At 69.9% G+C, this 20,716-nt stretch carries 21 protein-coding genes; 13 read left to right on the top strand and 8 right to left on the bottom strand.

Translation table 11 applies throughout. The features are described 5' to 3' along the window. Positions 1 to 102: 102 nt before the first annotated feature. From GAS53_RS14915 to GAS53_RS14935, 5 genes are all read left to right on the top strand, one after another. A complete protein-coding gene (locus GAS53_RS14915) occupies positions 103 to 1,038 on the top strand; it encodes a coiled-coil domain-containing protein (RefSeq protein WP_151478067.1) in 936 nt (311 codons plus the stop codon). A 214-nt stretch (positions 1,039 to 1,252) separates the two neighbouring features. Further along, complete coding sequence (locus tag GAS53_RS14920) at positions 1,253 to 2,269, top strand: ABC transporter ATP-binding protein (protein ID WP_151478068.1); 1,017 nt, start codon at positions 1,253 to 1,255, stop codon at positions 2,267 to 2,269. A 4-nt stretch (positions 2,270 to 2,273) separates the two neighbouring features. Then, positions 2,274 to 3,044: an ABC transporter permease gene (locus tag GAS53_RS14925; RefSeq protein ID WP_151478069.1), complete on the top strand. Its 771-nt coding sequence runs from the start codon at positions 2,274 to 2,276 to the stop codon at positions 3,042 to 3,044. Between the two features lie 109 nt (positions 3,045 to 3,153). After that, a complete protein-coding gene (locus tag GAS53_RS14930) occupies positions 3,154 to 4,344 on the top strand; it encodes an ABC transporter ATP-binding protein (protein WP_151478070.1) in 1,191 nt (396 codons plus the stop codon). Continuing rightward, positions 4,341 to 5,186: an ABC transporter permease gene (locus GAS53_RS14935; protein ID WP_225858925.1), complete on the top strand. Its 846-nt coding sequence runs from the start codon at positions 4,341 to 4,343 to the stop codon at positions 5,184 to 5,186. Before GAS53_RS14930 ends, GAS53_RS14935 begins: the two co-directional genes overlap by 4 nt. 13 nt (positions 5,187 to 5,199) lie before the next feature. Here GAS53_RS14935 and GAS53_RS14940 read toward each other — a convergent pair whose 3' ends face one another. Then, complete coding sequence (locus tag GAS53_RS14940) at positions 5,200 to 5,532, bottom strand: ATP/GTP-binding protein (RefSeq protein WP_151478071.1); 333 nt, start codon at positions 5,530 to 5,532, stop codon at positions 5,200 to 5,202. Between the two features lie 217 nt (positions 5,533 to 5,749). Between GAS53_RS14940 and GAS53_RS14945 the strand changes: the two genes are divergently transcribed. Further along, the gene (locus GAS53_RS14945) at positions 5,750 to 6,778 is read left to right on the top strand and encodes an LLM class flavin-dependent oxidoreductase (RefSeq protein ID WP_151478072.1); all 1,029 of its coding nucleotides are present in this window, start codon (positions 5,750 to 5,752) and stop codon (positions 6,776 to 6,778) included. 148 nt (positions 6,779 to 6,926) lie between these two features. Here the strand turns inward: GAS53_RS14945 and GAS53_RS14950 are convergent, their stop codons facing one another. Next, complete coding sequence (locus GAS53_RS14950) at positions 6,927 to 7,319, bottom strand: SCO5389 family protein (RefSeq protein ID WP_151478073.1); 393 nt, start codon at positions 7,317 to 7,319, stop codon at positions 6,927 to 6,929. Positions 7,320 to 7,659: 340 nt separating this feature from the next. On the opposite strand from GAS53_RS14950, the gene nucS reads away from it, so the two are divergent. Further along, on the top strand, positions 7,660 to 8,331 hold the full coding sequence (gene nucS, locus GAS53_RS14955) for an endonuclease NucS (protein ID WP_151478074.1): 672 nt from the start codon (positions 7,660 to 7,662) through the stop codon (positions 8,329 to 8,331). Positions 8,332 to 8,462: 131 nt separating this feature from the next. On the opposite strand, the gene GAS53_RS14960 is transcribed toward nucS, so the two are convergent. From GAS53_RS14960 to GAS53_RS14975, 4 genes are all read right to left on the bottom strand, one after another. Continuing rightward, positions 8,463 to 11,015 carry an ATP-binding protein gene (locus GAS53_RS14960; RefSeq protein WP_151478075.1) on the bottom strand — a complete coding sequence of 851 codons (2,553 nt, stop codon included), beginning with the start codon at positions 11,013 to 11,015 and terminating at the stop codon, positions 8,463 to 8,465. A gap of 260 nt (positions 11,016 to 11,275) precedes the next feature. Further along, positions 11,276 to 11,599 carry an STAS domain-containing protein gene (locus GAS53_RS14965; protein ID WP_003997851.1) on the bottom strand — a complete coding sequence of 108 codons (324 nt, stop codon included), beginning with the start codon at positions 11,597 to 11,599 and terminating at the stop codon, positions 11,276 to 11,278. Positions 11,600 to 11,763: 164 nt separating this feature from the next. Beyond that, positions 11,764 to 12,612, bottom strand: coding sequence for a 3-hydroxyacyl-CoA dehydrogenase family protein (locus tag GAS53_RS14970; RefSeq protein WP_151478076.1), 849 nt, complete (start codon positions 12,610 to 12,612; stop codon positions 11,764 to 11,766). Between the two features lie 123 nt (positions 12,613 to 12,735). Further along, entirely contained in the window at positions 12,736 to 13,377 is a 642-nt protein-coding gene (locus GAS53_RS14975) for a TetR/AcrR family transcriptional regulator (protein WP_151478077.1), read from the bottom strand. An 89-nt stretch (positions 13,378 to 13,466) separates the two neighbouring features. Between GAS53_RS14975 and GAS53_RS14980 the strand changes: the two genes are divergently transcribed. Genes GAS53_RS14980 through GAS53_RS14990 form a run of 3 tightly spaced genes read left to right on the top strand, consistent with a single transcriptional unit; the run spans position 13,467 to position 15,617 of the window. Further along, positions 13,467 to 14,249 carry an ABC transporter ATP-binding protein gene (locus tag GAS53_RS14980; protein ID WP_151478078.1) on the top strand — a complete coding sequence of 261 codons (783 nt, stop codon included), beginning with the start codon at positions 13,467 to 13,469 and terminating at the stop codon, positions 14,247 to 14,249. 32 nt (positions 14,250 to 14,281) lie between these two features. Next, on the top strand, positions 14,282 to 15,031 hold the full coding sequence (locus tag GAS53_RS14985) for an ABC transporter permease (protein WP_151478079.1): 750 nt from the start codon (positions 14,282 to 14,284) through the stop codon (positions 15,029 to 15,031). Between the two features lie 13 nt (positions 15,032 to 15,044). Beyond that, positions 15,045 to 15,617 (top strand): cob(I)yrinic acid a,c-diamide adenosyltransferase, encoded by a 573-nt coding sequence (locus GAS53_RS14990; RefSeq protein WP_151478080.1) that lies wholly within the window; start codon positions 15,045 to 15,047, stop codon positions 15,615 to 15,617. Between the two features lie 126 nt (positions 15,618 to 15,743). Here GAS53_RS14990 and GAS53_RS14995 read toward each other — a convergent pair whose 3' ends face one another. Then, positions 15,744 to 16,298, bottom strand: a complete 555-nt coding sequence (locus GAS53_RS14995) for a hypothetical protein (protein WP_151478081.1) — start codon at positions 16,296 to 16,298, stop codon at positions 15,744 to 15,746. A gap of 152 nt (positions 16,299 to 16,450) precedes the next feature. Here GAS53_RS14995 and GAS53_RS15000 point away from each other — a divergent pair, with 152 nt between their 5' ends. The 3 genes from GAS53_RS15000 (at position 16,451) to GAS53_RS15010 (ending at position 20,212) form a co-directional block, all read left to right on the top strand. Continuing rightward, on the top strand, positions 16,451 to 17,635 hold the full coding sequence (locus GAS53_RS15000; RefSeq protein ID WP_151478082.1) for a sensor histidine kinase: 1,185 nt from the start codon (positions 16,451 to 16,453) through the stop codon (positions 17,633 to 17,635). Continuing rightward, positions 17,632 to 18,273 carry a response regulator gene (locus tag GAS53_RS15005; protein WP_151478083.1) on the top strand — a complete coding sequence of 214 codons (642 nt, stop codon included), beginning with the start codon at positions 17,632 to 17,634 and terminating at the stop codon, positions 18,271 to 18,273. Before GAS53_RS15000 ends, GAS53_RS15005 begins: the two co-directional genes overlap by 4 nt. A 103-nt stretch (positions 18,274 to 18,376) precedes the next feature. Then, the gene (locus tag GAS53_RS15010; RefSeq protein WP_151478084.1) at positions 18,377 to 20,212 is read left to right on the top strand and encodes a glycoside hydrolase family 18 chitinase; all 1,836 of its coding nucleotides are present in this window, start codon (positions 18,377 to 18,379) and stop codon (positions 20,210 to 20,212) included. Positions 20,213 to 20,215: 3 nt separating this feature from the next. Here the strand turns inward: GAS53_RS15010 and GAS53_RS15015 are convergent, their stop codons facing one another. Further along, on the bottom strand, positions 20,216 to 20,662 hold the full coding sequence (locus GAS53_RS15015; RefSeq protein ID WP_151478085.1) for a DUF2550 domain-containing protein: 447 nt from the start codon (positions 20,660 to 20,662) through the stop codon (positions 20,216 to 20,218). Between the last annotated feature and the right edge of the window lie 54 nt (positions 20,663 to 20,716).

Consider the following 20,716-nt stretch of genomic DNA (forward strand, 5'->3'; position numbering starts at 1 on the left):
GGTGTCATTCTCCATATCAATCGGGCTACTGCTCGATGACACACCGTCTTGACCCCTAGGATTCCCCCTATCACCTCACCGGTCTCATTCGACAGGAACCCCATGAGCGACACTTCCCCCTACGGCTTCGAGCTTGTGCGGCGTGGATACGACCGCGCTCAGGTGGACGAACGCATCTCGAAGCTCGTCTCCGACCGTGACAGCGCTCTGGCCCGTATCACTGCTCTGGAAAAGCGCATCGAGGAGCTCCATCTCGAAACGCAGAACGCCCAGGCCCAGGTCAGCGACGCCGAGCCGTCGTACGCGGGTCTCGGCGCGCGCGTCGAGAAGATCCTCCGCCTCGCCGAGGAGGAGGCGAAGGACCTGCGCGAGGAGGCCCGTCGCGCGGCGGAACAGCACCGTGAGCTCGCCGAGTCGGCGGCCCAGCAGGTGCGTAACGACGCAGAATCGTTCGCTGCGGACCGCAAGGCCAAGGCGGAGGACGAGGGCGTCCGGATCGTCGAGAAGGCCAAGTCCGACGCCTCTCAGCTGCGTGCCGAGGCGCAGAAGGACGCGCAGTCCAAGCGCGAGGAGGCGGACGCCCTCTTCGAGGAGACCCGTGCGAAGGCCGCTCAGGCCGCCGCCGACTTCGAGACGAACCTTGCCAAGCGCCGCGAGCAGTCCGAGCGCGATCTGGCGTCGCGTCAGGCCAAGGCCGAGAAGCGTCTCGCGGAGATCGAGCACCGCGCGGAGCAGCTCCGCCTGGAGGCCGAGAAGCTGCGTACGGACGCCGAGCGCCGCGCCCGCCAGACGGTGGAGACGGCTCAGCGCCAGGCCGAGGACATCGTGGCGGACGCGAACGCCAAGGCGGACCGGATCCGTTCGGAGTCCGAGCGGGAGCTGGCGGCTCTTACTAACCGCCGCGACTCGATCAACGCTCAGCTCACCAATGTGCGCGAGATGTTGGCGACGCTCACGGGGGCGGCGGTCGCTGCCGCGGGCACGCCGGAGCAGGACGAGCCGATCTCTCGTGGGGTGCCGGCTCAGCAGTCCCGGTAGGTGCGGGTTCGTGGGGAGCTGCGGGTCCGATTGGGCTGGTCGCGCAGTTCCCCGCGCCCCTTACGGGGCTGTGGCTGGTCGCGCCCGCGCGGCGGAGCCGCATATCGATACAGTCCCGCGCCCCTGAAGGGGGCGCCCCATTGAACCAAGTTCAAGGTCAAGGCCCCCTGTCGCTGAAGTGGCAGGGGGCTTTGTCGCGTTTTAGCGTTGGCGCGTGATCGAGCTCGAGGGGCTGACCAAGCGGTACGGCGAGAAGATGGCGGTGAACCATCTGACGTTCGCCGTGCGGCCGGGGATCGTCACCGGGTTCCTGGGGCCGAACGGCGCCGGGAAGTCCACGACGATGCGGATGATGCTCGGGCTCGACCGGCCGACCGCGGGGGACGTGCGGATCGACGGGCAGCACTACGACCGCCTCAAGGACCCGCTGAAGTACATCGGCGCCCTCCTCGACGCCAAGGGCATGCACGGCGGCCGCAGCGCCTTCAACCACCTCCTGTGCCTCGCTCAGAGCAACGGCATCCCGCGAAGTCGCGTGCACGAGGTCCTCGACACGGTCGGGCTCACGGCGGTGGCCCGCAAGAAGGCGAAGGGTTTCTCGCTCGGCATGGGCCAGCGGCTCGGCATCGCGGGCGCCCTGCTCGGCGATCCGCGCATCCTGATGTTCGACGAGCCGGTCAACGGGCTCGACCCCGAGGGCATCCACTGGATCCGCAACCTGATGAAGTCCCTGGCCGCCCAGGGCCGTACGGTCTTCGTCTCCTCCCATCTGATGAGCGAGATGGCGCTGACGGCCGACCACCTCGTCGTGATCGGCCAGGGCCGGCTGCTCGCCGACACGTCCATGGCCGACTTCATCCAGCGGAACTCACGGTCGTACGTACGGATCCGGTCGCCGCAGCGCGAGCGGCTGCTCGACGTGCTGTACGGGGCCGGGATCACCGTCGTGGAGACCGACGGCGGGACGCTGGAGGTGGACGGCGGGAAGCCGGAGCGCATCGGTGAGCTCGCGGCGCAGCACCAGATCGTGCTGCATGAGCTGAGTCCCCAACAGGCCTCGCTGGAGGAGGCGTTCATGCGGCTGACGGCGGAGTCGGTGGAGTACCACGCGCACGCGGACCCGTCTCTCGCCGACCCGTCACTCGCCGGCACACCGTCGCCGTCGGCTCCGCCTCCGCCCTCTGGGGGACAGGGGCGGCAGGCGTGGGGCAGCGACTGGAAGAAGGGCTGAAGCCATGGCCGCGACCCAGGTCGTCCGGTCCGAGTGGACCAAGATCCGGTCGGTGGCGTCCACGGTGTGGACGCTGAGTCTCGCCGCGGTGGTCACGATCGCGCTCGGCATGCTCATCTCGCTGCTGTCCAAGAACGAGTTCGACACCATGAGCAGGCAGGACCGGCTCTCCTTCGACCCGACGTTCATCAGCTTCGCCGGGATGAGCCTCGGTCAGCTGGCGATGATCGTGTTCGGCGTGCTGGTGGTGTCCAACGAATACAGCACCGGCATGATCCGCACCTCGCTCGCCGCCGTCCCGCAGCGCGGCACCTTCCTCTTCAGCAAGATCGCGGTGGCGACCGGGCTCGCCTTCGTCGTCGCCCTGGCCACCAGCTTCGTCGCCTTCTTCCTCGGCCAGGCGATGCTCGGCTCGCACCGGGCGTCGATCGGCGACCCGGGCGTCCTGCGCGCGGTCATCGGCGGCGGTCTCTACATGACCCTCATCGCCGTCTTCTCCATGGGCGTCGCCACGATGCTCCGCAGTCCGATGCTGTCCCTCGGCATCCTGATGCCGTTCTTCTTTCTGATCTCGGCCATCCTCGGCAACGTCGACGCCACCAAGAAGATCGGCCGGTACCTCCCGGACCAGGCCGGCAACAAGATCATGCAGGTGGTGACCCCGGTCGACGACGACACCCCGTACGGTCCCTGGGGCGGCCTGGGCATCATGGTCCTGTGGGTGGTGGTGGCGGTGGCGGGCGGATACGCGCTGCTGAAGAAGAGGGATGCGTAGGTCAACGATTTTGCATGGTCTTGGGGGGAACCGTCAGCGCCCGGCTATCCTCCTAACCCTTACGGGGGCGTGCGCCCCGACGTCCTGAACCTTTCGATGGGTGCGGAGAATGATCGAGGCAGTCGGCCTGACGAAGCGCTACGGCGACAAGACAGCCGTGTACAACCTTTCCTTCCAGGTAAGGCCGGGTTCCGTCACCGGCTTCCTCGGGCCCAACGGGTCGGGCAAGTCGACGACGATGCGGATGATCCTCGGGCTCGACAACCCCAGCGCCGGGCAGGTGACGATCGGCGGCTACCCGTACCGCAAGCTGCCCAACGCCCCCCGCCAGGTCGGCGCGCTCCTCGACGCCAAGGCCGTGCACGGCGGGCGGCACGCCCGCAACCACCTGCTGTGCCTCGCGCAGCTGTCGGGCATCCCGGCCCGTCGCGTGGACGAGGTGCTGGGCGTCGTCGGGCTCCAGGACGTGGCACGAAAGCGCTCCAAGGGCTTCTCGCTCGGTATGGGCCAGCGGCTCGGTATCGCGGCCGCGCTGCTCGGCGACCCGCAGGTGCTGCTCTTCGACGAGCCGGTCAACGGGCTCGATCCCGAGGGCATCCTGTGGGTGCGGAACCTGATGAAGTCCCTGGCCGCGGAGGGCCGGACCGTCTTCGTCTCCTCCCACCTCATGAGCGAGATGGCCCTCACGGCCGACCACCTCATCGTGATCGGCCGCGGCCAGATGCTCGCCGACATGAGCATCGGTGACTTCATCTCGCACAACTCCGCCGACTTCGCGCGCGTACGCACCCCGGACACCGATCCTCAGCAGCGCGAGAAGCTGACGGCCGCGCTGACCGAGGCGGGCGGCCAGGTGCTGCCGGAGCAGGACGGCGCGCTGCGCGTCACCGGCCTGCCGCTGCCCCGCATCAGCGACCTCGCGCACGGCGCCGACGTACGCCTGTGGGAGCTCTCCCCGCACCAGGCCTCGCTGGAGGAGGCATACATGCGGATGACGCAGGGCGCCGTCGACTACCGCTCCACCATCGACCAGCGCGCGGGGCTGCAGCAGGAGCTGCAGCCGGGCATGATGCCGCCGCAGCAGATGCCGGTGCCGGGCCAGGGCCAGCCGGGCTGGTACGCCCCGCCGCCGCCCCAGCAGGGCGGGCAGCCGTTCGCGATGCCCCAGGGACAGCCGCCCGCGGGCCCGTACGGCGCCCCGGCCGCCCCCGGAGGGGGAGAGCCCAACCCGTACGCCCAGGCCGCCCCCGCGCGGCCCTCCGCCGCCCCCGAACTGACCAAGCCCGAGGACGCCCGATGAGCACGCCCCAGCACCAGATGCAGCAGCAGGCCGCCCCTGCCCCCAACTGGCAGGCGGCGCCCGGGACTTCGTACACCTCGCCGATTCCCGTCACGCGCACCCACCTCGGTCACGCGCTGGCGTCCGAGTGGACGAAGATCAAGTCCGTGCGCTCCACGATGTGGACGCTCGGCGTCTTCCTGCTCCTGGTCGTCGGCATCGGCCTCCTGGTCGCCGCCCAGACGAGCGACGCCGACTACGCGGAGGTCCCGTACACCATCCCCGCCTTCTTCGGCCTGATCCTCGGGCAGATCTGCCTGATCACGCTGGGCGTGCTGGTGGTCTCGTCGGAGTACGGCACGGGCATGATCCGTACGACGTTCACGGCGTCGCCCCAGCGCTACCGGGTGCTCACCGCCAAGCTGTTGATCTTCTTCGTCGTCGCGTTCGTCGTGTCGGCCTTCGCCATCGGGTTCGTCGGACTCGCCACGTCGGGCATGCACGGCGGGGCGTCGGACAACAAGTGGGGCGGGACCGTCCTGATGGGCGCGCTGTACGTGTCGTTGCTGGGCGTGCTCGCGCTCGCGGTCGGCTCGATGCTGCGGCACTCGGCGGGCGCGATCACCTCGATGCTCGGTGTCGTGCTGGTGCCGGCGATCCTGCCCGCGTTCCTGATGATGTCCGAGAGCATGCGCACCATCGGCGAGAAGATGCAGGAGTACAACGCTCCCAACGCACTCGCCCAGATCTTCGAGCTCGACAGCGACAACGGTGGCGGCGGCCCCCAGCTCGCCCTGCTCGCCGGCGTGACCGCCGCGGCGATCGCCGGGGCCTACGCGCTGCTGGAGAGGCGGGACGTGTAGGCCGGCCGGGGACTCAGAACCGTGGCGCGTTCCGGGACCGCTGCACCCGCGTGGTGCGGCGGTCCTTCGCGTTCCAGCACGCCCTGTGCCAGTGGCGGCGGTCGTCCACGCCGGAGTGCTCGGGCCAGGCCACGACGTGCGGGACGCCGGAGGGAATCTGCTGCTCGCAGCCGGGGCAGCGATACGTCTTGCCCTGCGCGCTGGCGCCCGCCACATGCCGCACGCTCCACGACTCGCCCCGCCAGCTCTCCGTGGACTGCCAGCCGCCGTAACGGTCGGACGGATCCGTCTCCGCGCTCCGGCCGGAGTCACCGGCACCCTTGGGACGGTTGCGACGCGGGGACACAGGACACCTCACGGAGCTATACAGGGAGCAGGGGCGGCGTCCAGCCTACGCGGGGCGCCCAGGGGTAGTCGTACCTCGACAACCCGCACAGTCCCCCGCCCGACCGGCTCATTCTGCACACAATCCGCCAATCTCCCCGCCAGGCCGTGTCCTTGGCACGTGTCAGACGGTTATGCGGGATGGGGGAGCCGCGTCGGCACAAGGAGGCAGGAGTGCGATGCGTGTAGGAAGTTTTGTACTGGCGGCCCAGTTCCCGGGACAGGGCCAGGGGGAAGCACTGCACCGCGCGGTGCGGTCGGCCGAGGTCGCCGAGGAGGCGGGGCTCGACGCGGTATGGCTGGCCGAGCACCACTTCGTGCCGTACGGGACCTGCCCGTCGGCCGTCACGCTCGCCGCGTTACTGCTCGGCCGCACCCGTCGTATCCGCGTCGGCACGGCGGTCAGCGTGCTGCCCACCGTGCACCCCGTGGCGCTCGGCGAACAGGCCGCGCTGCTGCACGTGACATCCGGCGGACGCTTCTCGCTGGGGGTCGGGCGCGGCGGCCCATGGGTCGACCTCGAGGTCTTCGGGACAGGGCTCGACGCGTACGAGAAGGGATTCCCGGAATCACTCGATCTGCTGGTGCGCTGGCTGCGCGAACCGTCCGTCGCGGGCGGATCCGAGCGCTTCGGCTTCCGTGAAGTCCCCGTCGTACCAAGGCCTTCGGAGGCCCTGACGGGCGGTGAGGGCCCCGAGGTCGTCGTCGCCTGCACCTCACCGGCGAGTGTGCGGCTGGCCGCCGAGCGCGGGCTGGCGATGCTCCTCGGCATGCATGTCGGGGACGAGGAGAAGGCCGAGATGGTCGCGCTGTGGCGTAAGTACGCGCGCGCCGCCGGTCACTCGCCCGACGAGATCGCGGCCGCGGCCCATGTCTCGGCCGGTATCGCCCAGGTCGCGGACCGGCGCACGGACGCCGTCGAGACGCTTCTGAAGGCCATGCCGGGCTGGTTGAAGCAGGGGCTCGACGCCCATATGACGGTGGACGGCCGCGCCCGCTCGATGCGGGACCCGCTGGCGTACACCGAACTGCTCTGCGGGCTCCACCCGGTGGGCACCCCGCGCCTGTGCGCCGACCGCCTCGCGGCGACCTCCGAGCGCACGGGGATCACCCGCTTCGCGCTCCTCGTGGAGGGCTCCGGCGACCTGGCGGCGACCGAGGAGAACGTACGGCGAATGGGGGGCGAGGTACTGCCACGGCTGCGGTGAGCGGGGCTGCGCCCGAGCCGAGGGGCGCGACACCCCGGCCGAGCCGGGCTGCGCCCGGGCCGAGCAGGCCCGGGCCACGGGGAGCTTGCCGCCCCAGTACAAAAGCACCTCCCGCGTACGGGGCGGCAAGCCGTGCGGCATCGCAGCCTCAGCAGTCCCGGAACTCCGGCGACTGGTTCAGCAGCTGACTGCGCACCGAGGTGAAGCGGGCCAGGGTGTCGTCGACCGAACCGTCCAGCGGGAACACCGCCACCCGATGGCAGTTCTGGAAGGCCAGCCGCACTCCGAAGTGCCGCTGCAGCGCACCGCGTATCGCGTCACTCGCGAGCGCACGCAGCAACTGGCCACGCGCCTGCTCGTCCGGCGGAGGCGTCTGGTTGTCGGCGAACTTGCCGCCGTCCACCTTCAGCTGGGCCACCAGGGAGCTGATCATCTCCCATGCGTAGGGCAGGGAGGTCCGGACGCAGTCGACGAATTCCGCTTCGTCGACCTCGCCTCGCTCGGCCTTTTCGAGTAGGGCCGGTGAGACGTCCAGCGACATGGGTTCTCCTCTCGCACCCCCTCTGTGGAGGGGGTTGACGGACAGGGAAGGAGACCGCGATGTCGAACACGCTGGGTACATGCATCGCGACCTCCCGTTTATACGGTAAGCAACTGGTCGTGGCCGCACCAGGACATTGAGCACACAGAGGAGACTCAACCTGCTCACAACCGGCCACTTCCGAACAGGGCTTATACGGGGAAACAGGGGCGACAGGAACAGCGGCGGTCAGGGAAGTTGGAGACAAAGGGGGCGAACCGCGGGTTCTCAGTTGAGGCGGTGCTGGGAGACGGGTGGGCGGATCGCGTGAAGCCGTATCGGTCGAGTAGCGTTGCCGACCATGCGTCTCGTCATTGCCCGCTGCTCCGTTGACTACGCGGGCCGGCTCACCGCCCATCTCCCGTCGGCCCCCCGCCTCATCCTCGTGAAGGCGGACGGCAGTGTCTCGATCCATGCGGATGACCGGGCCTACAAGCCCCTCAACTGGATGTCGCCGCCCTGCACCCTGAAGGAGGGTTCGGGAGACGACGAGGGAGTCTGGACCGTCATCAACAAGGCGGGCGAGAAGCTCATCATCACGATGGAGGAGATCCTCCACGACTCCTCGCACGAACTCGGTGTGGACCCCGGCCTGATCAAGGATGGCGTGGAAGCACACCTTCAGGAGCTCCTCGCCGACCGCATCGAGACCCTCGGCGAGGGCTACTCGCTGATCCGCCGCGAGTACATGACGGCCATCGGCCCGGTCGACATCCTGTGCCGCGACGCCGACGGCCAGACCGTCGCCGTGGAGATCAAGCGCCGCGGCGAGATCGACGGCGTGGAGCAACTCACGCGCTATCTGGAGCTGTTGAACCGCGACCCGCACCTCGCGCCGGTCCGCGGCATCTTCGCGGCCCAGGAGATCAAGCCGCAGGCCCGCGTCCTCGCCACAGACCGCGGCATCGGCTGCGCTGTCCTCGACTACGACGCGATGCGCGGCATCGAGGACGACAAACTGCGGCTGTTCTGACGGCAACCGGGTCGTTTCGCACGGCTCGTTCATCACGGCTTGTTCATATGGCACGACAGTGGGCCGGGTCCTGCACACAGGACCCGGCCCACTGTCGTGCCATGCCGTACGCGGCTGCCGTACGCCGCCTCTCAGATCACCTGCGACGTGCTGGTCGTACCGGAGCCGGTGGGCGACTCGGGCGCGCTGCTGTCCGCCGGGCCGCTCGCGGAACTGCTGCTCTCGGCCGGGCTGGATGCCGGGCCGCTGGCCGAGTCGGAGGTCTCCGGTGACGACGGAGGGGCGCTCGTCGGCGGCTCGGAGGTCGGCGGCTGGGACGTGGGCGGCTTCGAGGTCGGCGGCTCGGACGTCGGCGGCCTCGACGAAGACGGCGGCCTCGACGAAGACGGTGGCCTGGACGACGACGGCGGCTTCGTCGTCGACTTCGTCGGGCTCGGGTCCTTCGACCCGCTCGGATCGTCCGACGGCTCCGTGCTCGAACTCGGCGTCGGGTCGTCCGAGGTGCCGATGACCCCGTCCTCCCCCGGGTCCGTCGGAAGGCTCGTCGAGTCCGCGTCGCTGCTGCCCTTCCTCGGGCGGTCGGCGCCGAGTCCGTCGCCGTCCTCGCCCGCGCTGGCCGAGGGGTTGACGCCGACCTTCTCCGACGGGGTGTTGTCGTCGGGGTTCGACGTCGCGCCGAGCGTCACCACCGTGCCGAGTACCGCGGCGAGGAGTGCGCCCGCGCCCGCGGCCACCAGATTGCGCCGGGTGCCGTTGACCAGGCCCTTGATGCGGCCGGGCTTCGCCGAGGAGGCGGGGCCCGTCCGGTGCGTGATCAACGTGGCGGGTTCGCCGGGCTGTTGGAGCGACGGCACCGGCGTGAATCCGGCCGGTACGCCACCGGGCGGCGACGCCGACTCCTCGTACCGCGCGTCGGGCACCTCCTCGCCCGCCGTCGAACCGATCCCGACCGGCGGCGTGGTGCCGGACCGGTCCGCGACCAGTGCGAGCGCGCGGCGGCCGGCGACGGTGCCGCGCTTGTCGGCGAGGGCGCCGCGCAGCCCGATCGAGGCCTCCAGTTCGGCGCGGGCCCGGTCGAGCTGCCCGCCGCAGAGCGCGAGGATGCCCAACTCGTGGTGGAAGTAGGCTTGATCCGAGACCTCACCGGACAGCCGGGCGGCCTCTGTGCCGGCGCGCAGCGTGCGCTCCCAGGCGCTCCAGTGCTGCCCCGCGGCGAACGCGGGCGCGGCCGTCCGGGCCAGCCGCACGGCGGTGGCGCTCTCCTCCTCCTCGGCGGGCGGCACGGTGACCGGCACCAGGGCGGCCAGCGCCGCGAGCACGGCGTCCGCCTCGGCGGCGACCCGCTCCGGGGTGACCGAGGGATGCCCGGCCCACCAGGCGTAGTGCTCGGCGGCGGCGCGCACCCGGTCCTCGGCGTCGGACGCGTACCCGACGGCCTCCAGCTGGGTCTGTACGCCGGCCGCGAGCCGGTAGTGCGAGCCGACCGGGGTGACGAGCGCGCAGCCGACGAGCTCCGCGAGCGCGGCGTCCGCGTGCGTGTCCCCCACCAGGGCGGGCAGATGGGCCTGGTGCGGCACCTCGCCGCCCAGCGCGGCCGCGAAGCGCAGCGTGGCGCGCGCGGACTCGCTGAGCCGGGACGCGAGCAGCGCGGCGGGCGCGGCGCCCTCGGCGAGGGACGGCAGCGGTACGTCATGGCCGTCCTCGGCGTCGAAGGGCGCGTCCACGGGCGCGTCCTCGTAGTAGCCGAACTCGTCGAAGGCGTTCGGGTCGGCGCGCAGCTGGTCGCGCTGCCGCAGCAGCGCGCCGGCCTGTACGAAGCGCAGCGGCAGCCCCTCGGACTCGAACCAGAGGTCGCCCGCCCAGTTCGCCTCGTCCTCGGTCAGTACGCGTCCTACGGCGCGCTCCAGCAGTTCGAGACCGCCGCCGCGGCCGAGGCCGCCGAGGAAGACCTCTTCGAGGAGCGAGTCGCTGGACGGCGCGGGGATGTCGGGCGTCGCGGAGATCAGGAAGGCGCACTCGGGTGTGGCGTCGAGCAGCTCGTCGAGCGTGCCGCCGCCGAACTCCACGTCGTCGAGGACGACGACGGCGCCGATCTCGTGGACGAGTGCGAGCAGTTCGTCCCGTTCCGGCCGGTACAGCGGTGCGTTGTAGACGTTGGCGAAGAGATCGTGCAGCACGTCGTCCACCGTGCGGCGGTGGCCGCTGAGGCGGACCACGCCGTCGGGCGCGAGATCCGCGCAGTCGTCGGCGACGGCGTCCAGGAGCACAGTGCGGCCCGAGCCCGAGGGCCCGGTGAGCCGTACGGAGCGCCCGCGAGCGAGCAGGCGCACAAGCCGCTCACGCTCCTCCTGACGCTCCAGCAGCGGCAGCCTGGGCAGCGAGGCCCCGGGTGGTACGGGCGGACGTGCCGCGCGCGCCAGTTCGGCACGCTCGGCCGCGCTGAACTTCGTGGGCCGCGGCGGCCGCTCCCCCGGTGGGCAGAGCTCGATCTCACTGCCGTCGACGGGATTGACGGTGAGCAGATGGTCGCCCGACACGAGTTGGACGGTGCGGGCGAGTGCTGGTGTGTGCTGGGCGCTTCCCTGCCCCAGGGCGTGCGTCAGCGGATCGCGCGGTGGTCGCTGTCGCGCCGCCGAGCCGTCGTCGTGGCCGTGCTCTTCGGGTCCCCGGTTCATCGGGTCCATAGGTCCAAGCCCCCCAAAAGCGTGGTGTGCCGAGCCCCTCCCGGCCTTGCTGCACACTGCGCTGTCGCTTCTGGTCCGGTGCCCACTCGCGGGTTCGTCAAGCAGCGGGCAGCCGAACCCTAAACCTTCGCACAGTATCTACGAACACACGGGGTACCGCGCCGTCCGAGACGTCACAGCTTCGTGAGGATTGTGCGCGGCATGCGCTTCGTACGCCGCTTTCCTACCTGATCTTCACTCTTTGCGGCAGTGACGCCCGGTTACACCCGAGGCAGTGATTCGACCCCGATGCCGCCCTCGATCGCCAGGATGCGGTGGAGCCGGGTGGCCACCAACAGGCGCTGCATCTGCGGCGGAACGCCGCGCAGCACAAGCCTCCGGCCGCACCGCCCCGCCCGCCGGTGGGCCCCCATGATGACACCGAGCCCGGTGGCGTCCCAGGAGTCCAGCTCTGACAGGTCGAGCACCAGGTCGCCGGCTCCGTCGTCGACGGCCGAGTGCAGGACCGTACGGGCGTCCGCCGCGCTGCGGACGTCGAGGCGGCCCCCGACGACCAGCTCGGCGTGGTCGCCCCTGATGTGCATATGCGCTCCCCGAGAGTGCGTTTTCGTATCAGCGTCTTCTCGTGTCCTGTGTTGCCAGGACTGACTGCCGTACCGGGGCAGAAGTTGCCCTCTGTAAGCGAACCGATACCGAATTCACCCCGAGGAGTGATCAGGGAAAGATCGCCGCAGAGTCAGTACGTGTATCAGTACGTGTAGAAGCCCTGCCCGCTCTTGCGCCCGATGTCACCGGCGTCAACCATCCGGCGCATCAGTTCCGGCGGGGCGAACTTCTCGTCCTGTGACTCCGTGTAGATGTTGCTGGTCGCGTGCAGGAGGATGTCGACGCCCGTCAGATCGGCGGTGGCGAGCGGCCCCATGGCGTGACCGAAGCCCAGCTTGCAGGCCAGGTCGATGTCCTCGGCGGTGGCCACGCCGGACTCGTACAGCTTGGCCGCCTCGACGACGAGCGCCGAGATGAGCCGGGTGGTCACGAAGCCGGCCACGTCGCGATTGACGACGATGCAGGTCTTGCCGACCGACTCGGCGAACTCCCGTGCGGTGGCGAGGGTTTCGTCGCTCGTCTTGTAGCCGCGGACGAGTTCGCAGAGCTGCATCATCGGGACCGGCGAGAAGAAGTGGACGCCGACGACCCGCTCCGGGCGCTCGGTGGCCGCCGCGATCTTGGTGATCGGGATGGCGGAGGTGTTGGAGGCGAGTACGGTCTCGTCCTTCACCAGCTTGTCGAGCGTGCGGAAGATCTCGTGCTTGACTTCCAGCTTCTCGAAGACGGCCTCGACGACGATGTCGGCGTCGGCGGCCGCGTCCAGATCGGTGGTCACGGTGATGCGGCCCAGGGCCTCCTCGGCCACGCCGGCGTCCAGCTTCCCCTTGCTCACGAACTTGTCGTACGAGGCCTTGATGCCGTCGGTGCCACGGGCCAGCGCCTCGTCGGTGACATCGCGCAGGACGACGTCCCAGCCGGCCTGCGCGGAGACCTGGGCAATACCGGAACCCATGAGTCCGGCTCCGATGACGGCGAGCTTCCGTGCCACTCCGACTCCCCTAACACGCTGTTTATATCTGCCTCTCCGGCGGACCCTAGCGCTCGTGAGGGGCTGTGTGACCGGTAAGTAATGCGCGTCACGTCTCAACTGACGGACATCACACCGACCGGGTCATTCCGTCGCCCGTACGGCGTAGTTGAGGACCTTCTCACTCAAAAGGTCCTCCATGTCGTCGAGCAGCGTCAGCACCTCGCGGGACACTTCGACCGGATCGCGTTTGGCCATCATCTCGCGGCCGATGGTGGCCATGACCGTCTCGTGGATCCAGCCGATCTGGCCGGCCATCAGGCCCGGCACCGGATCACCGGGGGCCGCGCCCGTGTCCTCGCGCAGGGCCGTCTCCAGGTCGTCGCGGATCTCCTGCTGGAGGCTCCACAGGTGGGACCGGAGGGCGGGCGCGCCGTGGATGACGCGCATGAAGCGGTCGTACCCCTCCATCAGGCCGACCCGGGGCGAGACCGCCTCGACCTCCTCGCGCAGCTCGCGCAGGACGGCGGCGACTGCCGACTCGCCCGCGCCCCGGCCGCGCACCCAGCGTGAGAGGCGGTCGACGACGCCGCTGCTGCGGTCGAAGAAGAGGTCTTCCTTGGCCGGGAAGTAGTTGTACACGGTGTTCACGGAGACGTCGGCCGCGTCCGCGACATCGGCCATGGTCACCGTGACGAACCCGTGCTCCAGGAACAGTCCGGTGGCGATGTCCGAGATGCGCTGCCTGGTCTCGCGCTTCTTCCGCTCCCTGAGCCCCTCTGCCATGGCTTCATCGTAGGCCGGATCAGGATTTTTGACGTTGCTGAAATTTTGGTGACGTTGCAAAATTTAAGTCCCTCTGTTTTTCTTGGCGCATGCCCATCATCAGCACGGCCGGCCTGGCCCGGACCTTCCAGACCAAACGCGGCCCCGTCGAGGCGGTCCGCGGCATCGACCTCACCGTCAAGGAGGGCGAGATCCTCGGCTTCCTCGGCCCGAACGGGGCGGGCAAGACGACCACACTCCGGATGCTCACGACTCTGCTCGCCCCCACCGGCGGCGCCGCCACCGTCGCGGGCCACGACCTGGCCACCGACCCGGCGGGCGTGCGCCGCGCGTGCGGTTACGTGGCCCAGTCGGGCGGCGTCGACCCCCAGGTCTCCGTACGCGAGGAGCTGGTCACCCAGGGGCGGCTGTACCGCCTGACGAAGGATCAGGCAGCCGAGCGCGCCGAGGAGCTGGCCCGCGACCTGGGGCTGACCGACCTCCTGGACCGCAGGACGTCGGCGCTCTCCGGCGGCCAGCGGCGCCGTCTCGACATCGCCCTCGGCCTCACCCACCGCCCGAAGGTGCTGTTCCTCGACGAGCCGACCACGGGTCTCGACCCGGCGAGCCGCGCGGACCTCTGGGACCTCGTGCGACGCCTGCGCGACGAGTACGGCACCACGGTCTTCCTCACCACGCACTACCTCGACGAAGCGGACGCGCTCGCCGACCGGCTCGTCGTCGTCGACCAGGGCGTCGTGGTGGCCGAGGGCACCCCGAGCGCGCTGAAGCTCCAGTACGGAGGGTCGATCGACGCGACGCTCCAGGACACGTTCCTCGCCATCACCGGCCGGGGCCCCGCGCCGGCCGACTCCGCCCCCGTAGCGGTCTAGCCGGCCGTTCAGTCGTTTAGGACGTCACAGTCATGCTTCTTCAGGACACCGCGCTGATCTTCGGGCGCTATGCCCGCCAGACCCTGCGCTCCAGGTTCGCGATGCTCTTCGGCGTACTGATGCCGCTGCTGTATCTGCTCTTCTTCGGTCCGCTGCTCACCGATCTGCCGCTGGGCGGCGAAGGCAGCTCCTGGCAGGTCCTCGTGCCCGGGCTGCTGCTCCAACTCGGGCTGTTCGGGGCCGCGTTCGCGGGCTTCATGATCATCGTCGAGAAGAACCACGGGATCGTGGAGCGCATGCGCGTCACGCCGGTCAGCCGACTCGCGCTGCTGCTCGGCCGGGTGCTGCGCGACGCCGCCGTCTTCGTCTTCCAGGCGGTCCTACTGGTCCTGGCCGCCGTGGTAATGGGCCTGCGCGCGCCGGTCGGGGGCATCCTGATCGGCTTCGCGTTCGTCGCGCTGCTGACCGTCTCGCTGGCCTCGCTGTCGTACGCGCTGGCCATGAGGAGCAGCTCGCCGCAGGCGTTCGGCCCGACGATCAACGCCGTGACCATGCCGTCCATGCTCCTGTCCGGGCTCATGCTGCCCATGTCGCTGGCGCCCGGCTGGCTGGACGCCCTCTCGCACGTCATGCCGTTCCGCTATCTGGTGGACGCGATGCGCGACGCGTACGTCGGCTCGTACACGACCGCCTCCATGCTGTACGGCGTCCTGGTGGCCCTCGGCTTCGCGGGACTCGCCGTGACGGTGGGCACACGAGTGTTCCGGAAGGCCGGAGCGTAACTACGCTGGCCGCATGGTCAATCTGACGCGCATCTACACCAGGACCGGCGACCAGGGCACGACGGCCCTCGGCGACATGAGCCGGACCGCCAAGACGGATCTGCGGATCGCGGCGTACGCCGACGTCAACGAGGCGAACGCGGTCATCGGCACGGCGATCGCCCTCGGCAACCTCGGCGAGGAGATCGTCAAGGTCCTCACCCGCGTCCAGAACGACCTGTTCGACGTGGGCGCCGACCTCTCCACCCCGGTCGTCGAGAAGCCGGAGTTCCCGCCTCTGCGGGTCGAGCAGTTCTACGTCGACAAGCTGGAGGCGGACTGCGACCACTTCAACGAGCAGCTGGAGAAGCTCCGCTCCTTCATCCTCCCCGGCGGCACACCGGGCGCGGCCCTGCTGCACCAGGCGTGCACGGTGGTCCGCCGGGCGGAAAGGTCGACGTGGGCGGCCCTGGAGGCCCACGGCGAGGTGATGAATCCCTTGACGGCGACCTACCTCAACCGCCTGTCGGACCTGCTGTTCATCCTGGCGAGGACGGCCAACAAGGAGGTCGGGGACGTGCTGTGGGTCCCGGGCGGCGAACGCTGAGGTTTTTGGGCGCGCGGCCCCTCTGGCAGCACGGGTCGCGCCCCGGCCTTTAGGGGCGCGGGGCTGTGACATTGTGCGGCTCCGCCGCGTGGGCGCGACCAGCCCCCACACACCCGCACTCCACACTCAACGCATCTTCGCCGACTTCACCGACTCCCGCTTGGGAAACAACGTGTAGCTGAGAGCGATGACCACGTTGATCCCGACCAGCCACACCATCCGCAACTGCCACTCCCGCAAAGACCCGGTCTCGCCGCCGGCCCCCACGTACCAGATCGCGGCCTGAAGCAACCCCATCGCCACCACAGCCGCCAGAATCCACCGCCCTGCGACCTTCCACTCATGCACGGCCCGAGCCACCCCGTACTTCGGTGGTTTCACAGGCCGAGGCCCACCCGCGAACCGGTACGCAACCCACCCGTCGGCCCACTTGATCGTCGAGTGCCCCAGCCCCACGGTGAAGCCGATGTACACGGCGGCAAGCCCGTGCTTCCAGTCCGGCTCCGCCCCGTTCTTCAGGTCGATCGCCGTGACGGTGAAGAGCACCACCTCCAGCAGCGGCTCGCACAGCAGCAGCCCAAGACCGACCCGCGGCATCCTGAACAGATAGCGGAAGGTCAGCCCCGCGGCCAGCAGCACCCAGAAGGCCACTTCACAGACGACGATCAGCGTGACGATCACGGCTCGCTCCTCTCGGTCACCCTTCCAGGCTCCCGGCGCGGCCGACCGCGATCGTCGTCGCCAGTGAGGAAAGGCCACTGCATCCTTCGATGTAGCCGAGGACCGTTCTCCGGGATCAGGCGACGCGACCGCGCGCCGTGTTGGATGGAGTCATGGCCCGCTCCCTCCCCCGCCCGCACCGCTTCGACGTGCACCTCGCCGTCGGCGGGCTGCTCGGTGGGCTCGTGTTCTGGGCGCTCGGGCTCTACACCCAGGGCGGCGGCCTGTTCTCGCAGACGTGGGGCCTGATCCCGCTGGCCGTGATGGCGGGCCTTGAGCTGCTGCGCCGCACCATGTCGCGGACCGCGCTGTGCGTCGGCACGCTCGCCCTGGCCGCCGACCAGTGCACTCTGGGCAACGCGGCGACGATCCTGATGTTCACCGATCTCGCCTACTCGGCCGTCCTGTACGGCACCCCGGCCGCGGCCCGCCGCATCCCGGTCATCACCGGACTGATCACCCTGGGGACGACACTCGGCCTGCTGGTCTGGTGGCGCGAACCGCAGGCGGTGCTCGTCGGTCTGGGCACCGGCATCGTGTTGTTCGGCCCGGCTGCCACGGGCGCTCTGGTCCGCAACCACCGCGACGCCGCCGAGGCCGCCCGGCTGCGCGCCGAACAGACCGCCTTGCTCGCCGAGATGGACCGCACCCAGGCGGTCACCGCCGAACGCGCGCGCATGGCACGGGAGTTGCACGACATGGTCGCCAACCACCTCTCGGCGATCGCCATCCACTCCACGGCCGCGCTCTCGCTCGACGACCCCGACACCTCGAAGCAGGCCCTCGGCGTCATCCGCGAGAACAGCGTCGAGGGGCTCGCCGAGATGCGCCGCCTCATCGGCATCCTCCGCGACAGCAGCGGCGACACGGAGCCGGTCGCCGCCCCCACCCTCGACGGACTCGGCGCGCTCGTGGACCAGGCCCGCGCCAACGGTCTCGACGTCGTCCTGGACTGCACGCACGCGGCGCTCCCCGCCCCGGTCGAGCTGGCCGCCTACCGCATCGTGCAGGAGTCCCTGACCAACGCGCTCAAGCACGCCTCCCCCGGCAGCGTCACCGTCGCCCTCGCCCAGCGCGACCACTCCCTCGACGTGCGGGTGACCAGCCCGTACGGCGGCACCCGGGACGACGGCCCGCGCGCCCCCGGCTCGGGCGCCGGCCTGGTCGGGATGCGCGAGCGGGTCGCCCTGCTGCACGGCACCTTCGAGGCGGGCCCCATCGAGGACCCGGCCTCCGCCGACGGCAAGACCTGGACCGTACGCGCCACCCTCCCGATCACCGAAGGAGAATCCGAATGATCCGCGTGCTCGTCGCCGAGGACCAGTCCGCCGTACGCGCCGGTCTCGTCCTCATCCTGCGCAGCGCCCCCGACATCGAGGTGGTCGGCGAGGCCGAGGACGGCGAGCAGGCGGTGGCCCTGGCCCGGGAGCTCAGGCCGGACCTCGTCCTGATGGACGTCCAGATGCCCCGCCTCGACGGCGTCTCCGCGACCCACCAGGTCGTCTCCGAGAACCTCGCCGACGTGCTCGTACTGACCACGTTCGACCTCGACGAGTACGTCTTCGGCGCGCTCCGCGCGGGCGCCTCCGGCTTCCTCCTCAAGAACACCGAGGCGCGCGGGCTCCTGGAGGCGGTCCGAACCGTGGCCCGCGGCGAGGGCCTGATCGCGCCCGCGGTCACCCGCCGCCTGATCGCCGAGTTCGCCGCGAAGCCCGTACGCGCGCCTTCGAGCGATCCGGCCGTCCTCGACTCGCTGACGCGGCGGGAGCGGGAGGTCCTGTCCTGCCTCGGGGAGGGGCTGTCCAACGCGGAGATCGCGGTGCGTCTCGACATGGCGGAGGCGACCGTGAAGACCCACGTCAGCCGCCTCCTGGGGAAGCTGGAGGTGCGCAGCCGCGTCCAGGCGGCCGTCCTGGCACAGGAGTTGGGCGTGTAACAAGTAACCGCCCCACTCTCCTCAGTGGTCTGGACCTATTGACCTATGGTCCAGACCTTTCTATTGTCCTGCGCACCTCATCAAACTCCCCTAGGAGACGCGGATGCGCCTCAGACACAGACTCCGACACAGAGCCGTGGCAGGGCTCACCACCCTGCTGCTGCCGTTCGCCGCCCTGGTCGGGCTCGCGAGCCCCGCCTCCGCCGCCACGTCGGCGACCGCCACGTATGCCAAGACCCAGGACTGGGGCACCGGCTTCGAAGGCAAGTGGACCGTCAAGAACACCGGCACCACCAGCATCAGCTCGTGGACCGTCGAGTGGGACTTCCCCTCCGGTACGTCGGTGACATCGGCCTGGGACGCCGACGTCACGTCCTCCGGCACCCACTGGACCGCCAAGAACAAGTCCTGGAACGGCAGCCTCGCCCCCGGCGCGTCCGTCTCCTTCGGCTTCAACGGCTCCGGCCCCGGCTCCCCCGCCAACTGCAAGCTGAACGGCGGCAGTTGCGACGGCGGCGGCACCGTCCCCGGCGACAAGCCGCCCTCCGCGCCGGGCAAGCCCACCGCCTCCGGCATCACCAATACCTCGGTCAAGCTCTCCTGGAGCGCGGCCACCGACGACAAGGGCGTCAAGAACTACGACGTCCTGCGCGACGGCGCCAAGGTCGCGACCGTGACCGGGACGTCGTACACCGACACCGGCCTCACCGCCGGCACCGACTACTCGTACACGGTCCAGGCCCGCGACACCGCCGACCAGACCGGCCCGGTCAGCGGCTCGACCGCCGTGCACACCACCGGTGGCACCGACCCGGGCCCCGGCCCCGGTGACAAGGTGAAGCTCGGCTACTTCACCGAGTGGGGCGTCTACGGCCGCAACTACCACGTGAAGAACCTGGTGACCTCCGGCTCCGCGTCGAAGATCACGCACATCAACTACGCGTTCGGCAACGTCAAGGGCGGCAAGTGCGTCCTGGACGACGCCTACGCCGCCACCGACAAGGCGTACACCGCCGACCAGTCCGTCAGTGGCACGGCCGACACCTGGGACCAGCCGCTACGCGGCAACTTCAACCAGCTGCGCCAGCTGAAGGCCAAGTACCCGCACATCAAGGTCCTCTGGTCGTTCGGCGGCTGGACCTACTCGGGCGGCTTCGGTGAGGCCGCCGCCAACCCGGCCGCCTTCGCCGCCTCCTGCAAGGCCCTGGTCGAGGACCCGCGCTGGGCCGACGTCTTCGACGGCATCGACATCGACTGGGAGTACCCGAACGCCTGCGGCCTGACCTGCGACACGTCCGGCTTCGGCTCCTTCAAGACGCTGAGCCAGGCACTGCGCAGCGAGTTCGGCTCGAACTACCTGGTCACCGCGGCCATCACCGCCGACGGCTCCTCCGGCGGCAAGATCGACGCGGCCGACTACGGCGGCGCCGCCCAGTACCTCGACTGGTACAACGTGATGACGTACGACTACTTCGGCGCCTGGGCGAACACCGGCCCGACCGCCCCGCACTCCCCGCTGACCTCGTACAGCGGCATCCCGACCGCCGGCTTCAACTCGGCCGACGCGATCGCCAAGCTCAAGGCCAAGGGCGTACCCGCGGCCAAGCTGCTGCTCGGCATCGGCTTCTACGGCCGCGGCTGGACCGGTGTCACCCAGTCCGCCCCCGGCGGCACGGCGACCGGCGCGGCACCCGGCACGTACGAGGCGGGCATCGAGGACTACAAGGTCCTCAAGAACTCCTGCCCGGCCACCGGCACGATCGCCGGCACGGCCTACGCGCACTGCGGCACCAACTGGTGGAGCTACGACACCCCGGCCACCATCGGTACGAAGATGACCTGGGCCAAGAACCAGGGTCTGGGCGGCGCGTTCTTCTGGGAGTTCAGCGGCGACACGGCGAACGGCGAACTCGTGACCGCCATCGCAAAGATCGACTAGGCCCTACGCGACATTGACGCGCTGACCGGGCGGGGCTGCCTCCAGCCACGCAAGAAATCCGGTCAGCGCGTCCTCGCTCATCGCCAGCTCAAGCCTCGTCCCGCGATGGACACACGTGAGGATGATCGAGTCGGAGAGCAGCGCCAGCTCCTCCTCGCCCTCGGGGGCGCGGCGGCCCGCCACCTCGATCGCCGAGCGTTCGAGGACGCGGCGCGGGCGGAGGGCGTACGAGAAGACGCGGAACCACTCGATCCGGTCACCGCTGTAGCGGGCGATGCCGTAGCCCCAGCCTTTGCCGCTGGTGTCGCTCTTCTCCGTGACGTTCCAGCGGAGGCTGCAGTCGAAGGTGCCGCCGGAGCGCTGGATCACTCTGCGCCGCAGCCCGAAGACGAAGAGTCCGATTACCACCAGCGCGACTACCAACCCGCACACAGTCAGAGCGAGGACCATCGACACCGACCTCCTCGTCTCCTAGGTAACGGATAGGGGAAAAGCACCCGCATC

It is taken from the genome of Streptomyces albicerus (assembly GCF_008905045.1).
Classification (GTDB): Bacteria; Actinomycetota; Actinomycetes; order Streptomycetales; family Streptomycetaceae; genus Streptomyces; species Streptomyces albicerus.

What these genes read in the sequence shown, in the direction of transcription:
- GAS53_RS15015 (WP_151478085.1), bottom strand. Translation starts at nt 20,662, where the DNA reads ATGGTCCTCGCTCTGACTGTGTGCGGGTTGGTAGTCGCGCTGGTGGTA.
- GAS53_RS14960 (WP_151478075.1), bottom strand. Translation starts at nt 11,015, where the DNA reads ATGGACCCGATGAACCGGGGACCCGAAGAGCACGGCCACGACGACGGC.
- GAS53_RS14990 (WP_151478080.1), top strand. Translation starts at nt 15,045, where the DNA reads ATGGTCAATCTGACGCGCATCTACACCAGGACCGGCGACCAGGGCACG.
- GAS53_RS14945 (WP_151478072.1), top strand. Translation starts at nt 5,750, where the DNA reads ATGCGTGTAGGAAGTTTTGTACTGGCGGCCCAGTTCCCGGGACAGGGC.
- nucS (WP_151478074.1), top strand. Translation starts at nt 7,660, where the DNA reads ATGCGTCTCGTCATTGCCCGCTGCTCCGTTGACTACGCGGGCCGGCTC.
- GAS53_RS14965 (WP_003997851.1), bottom strand. Translation starts at nt 11,599, where the DNA reads ATGCACATCAGGGGCGACCACGCCGAGCTGGTCGTCGGGGGCCGCCTC.
- GAS53_RS15000 (WP_151478082.1), top strand. Translation starts at nt 16,451, where the DNA reads ATGGCCCGCTCCCTCCCCCGCCCGCACCGCTTCGACGTGCACCTCGCC.
- GAS53_RS15005 (WP_151478083.1), top strand. Translation starts at nt 17,632, where the DNA reads ATGATCCGCGTGCTCGTCGCCGAGGACCAGTCCGCCGTACGCGCCGGT.
- GAS53_RS14980 (WP_151478078.1), top strand. Translation starts at nt 13,467, where the DNA reads ATGCCCATCATCAGCACGGCCGGCCTGGCCCGGACCTTCCAGACCAAA.
- GAS53_RS14930 (WP_151478070.1), top strand. Translation starts at nt 3,154, where the DNA reads ATGATCGAGGCAGTCGGCCTGACGAAGCGCTACGGCGACAAGACAGCC.
- GAS53_RS14975 (WP_151478077.1), bottom strand. Translation starts at nt 13,377, where the DNA reads ATGGCAGAGGGGCTCAGGGAGCGGAAGAAGCGCGAGACCAGGCAGCGC.
- GAS53_RS14935 (WP_225858925.1), top strand. Translation starts at nt 4,341, where the DNA reads ATGAGCACGCCCCAGCACCAGATGCAGCAGCAGGCCGCCCCTGCCCCC.
- GAS53_RS15010 (WP_151478084.1), top strand. Translation starts at nt 18,377, where the DNA reads ATGCGCCTCAGACACAGACTCCGACACAGAGCCGTGGCAGGGCTCACC.
- GAS53_RS14915 (WP_151478067.1), top strand. Translation starts at nt 103, where the DNA reads ATGAGCGACACTTCCCCCTACGGCTTCGAGCTTGTGCGGCGTGGATAC.
- GAS53_RS14950 (WP_151478073.1), bottom strand. Translation starts at nt 7,319, where the DNA reads ATGTCGCTGGACGTCTCACCGGCCCTACTCGAAAAGGCCGAGCGAGGC.
- GAS53_RS14985 (WP_151478079.1), top strand. Translation starts at nt 14,282, where the DNA reads ATGCTTCTTCAGGACACCGCGCTGATCTTCGGGCGCTATGCCCGCCAG.
- GAS53_RS14925 (WP_151478069.1), top strand. Translation starts at nt 2,274, where the DNA reads ATGGCCGCGACCCAGGTCGTCCGGTCCGAGTGGACCAAGATCCGGTCG.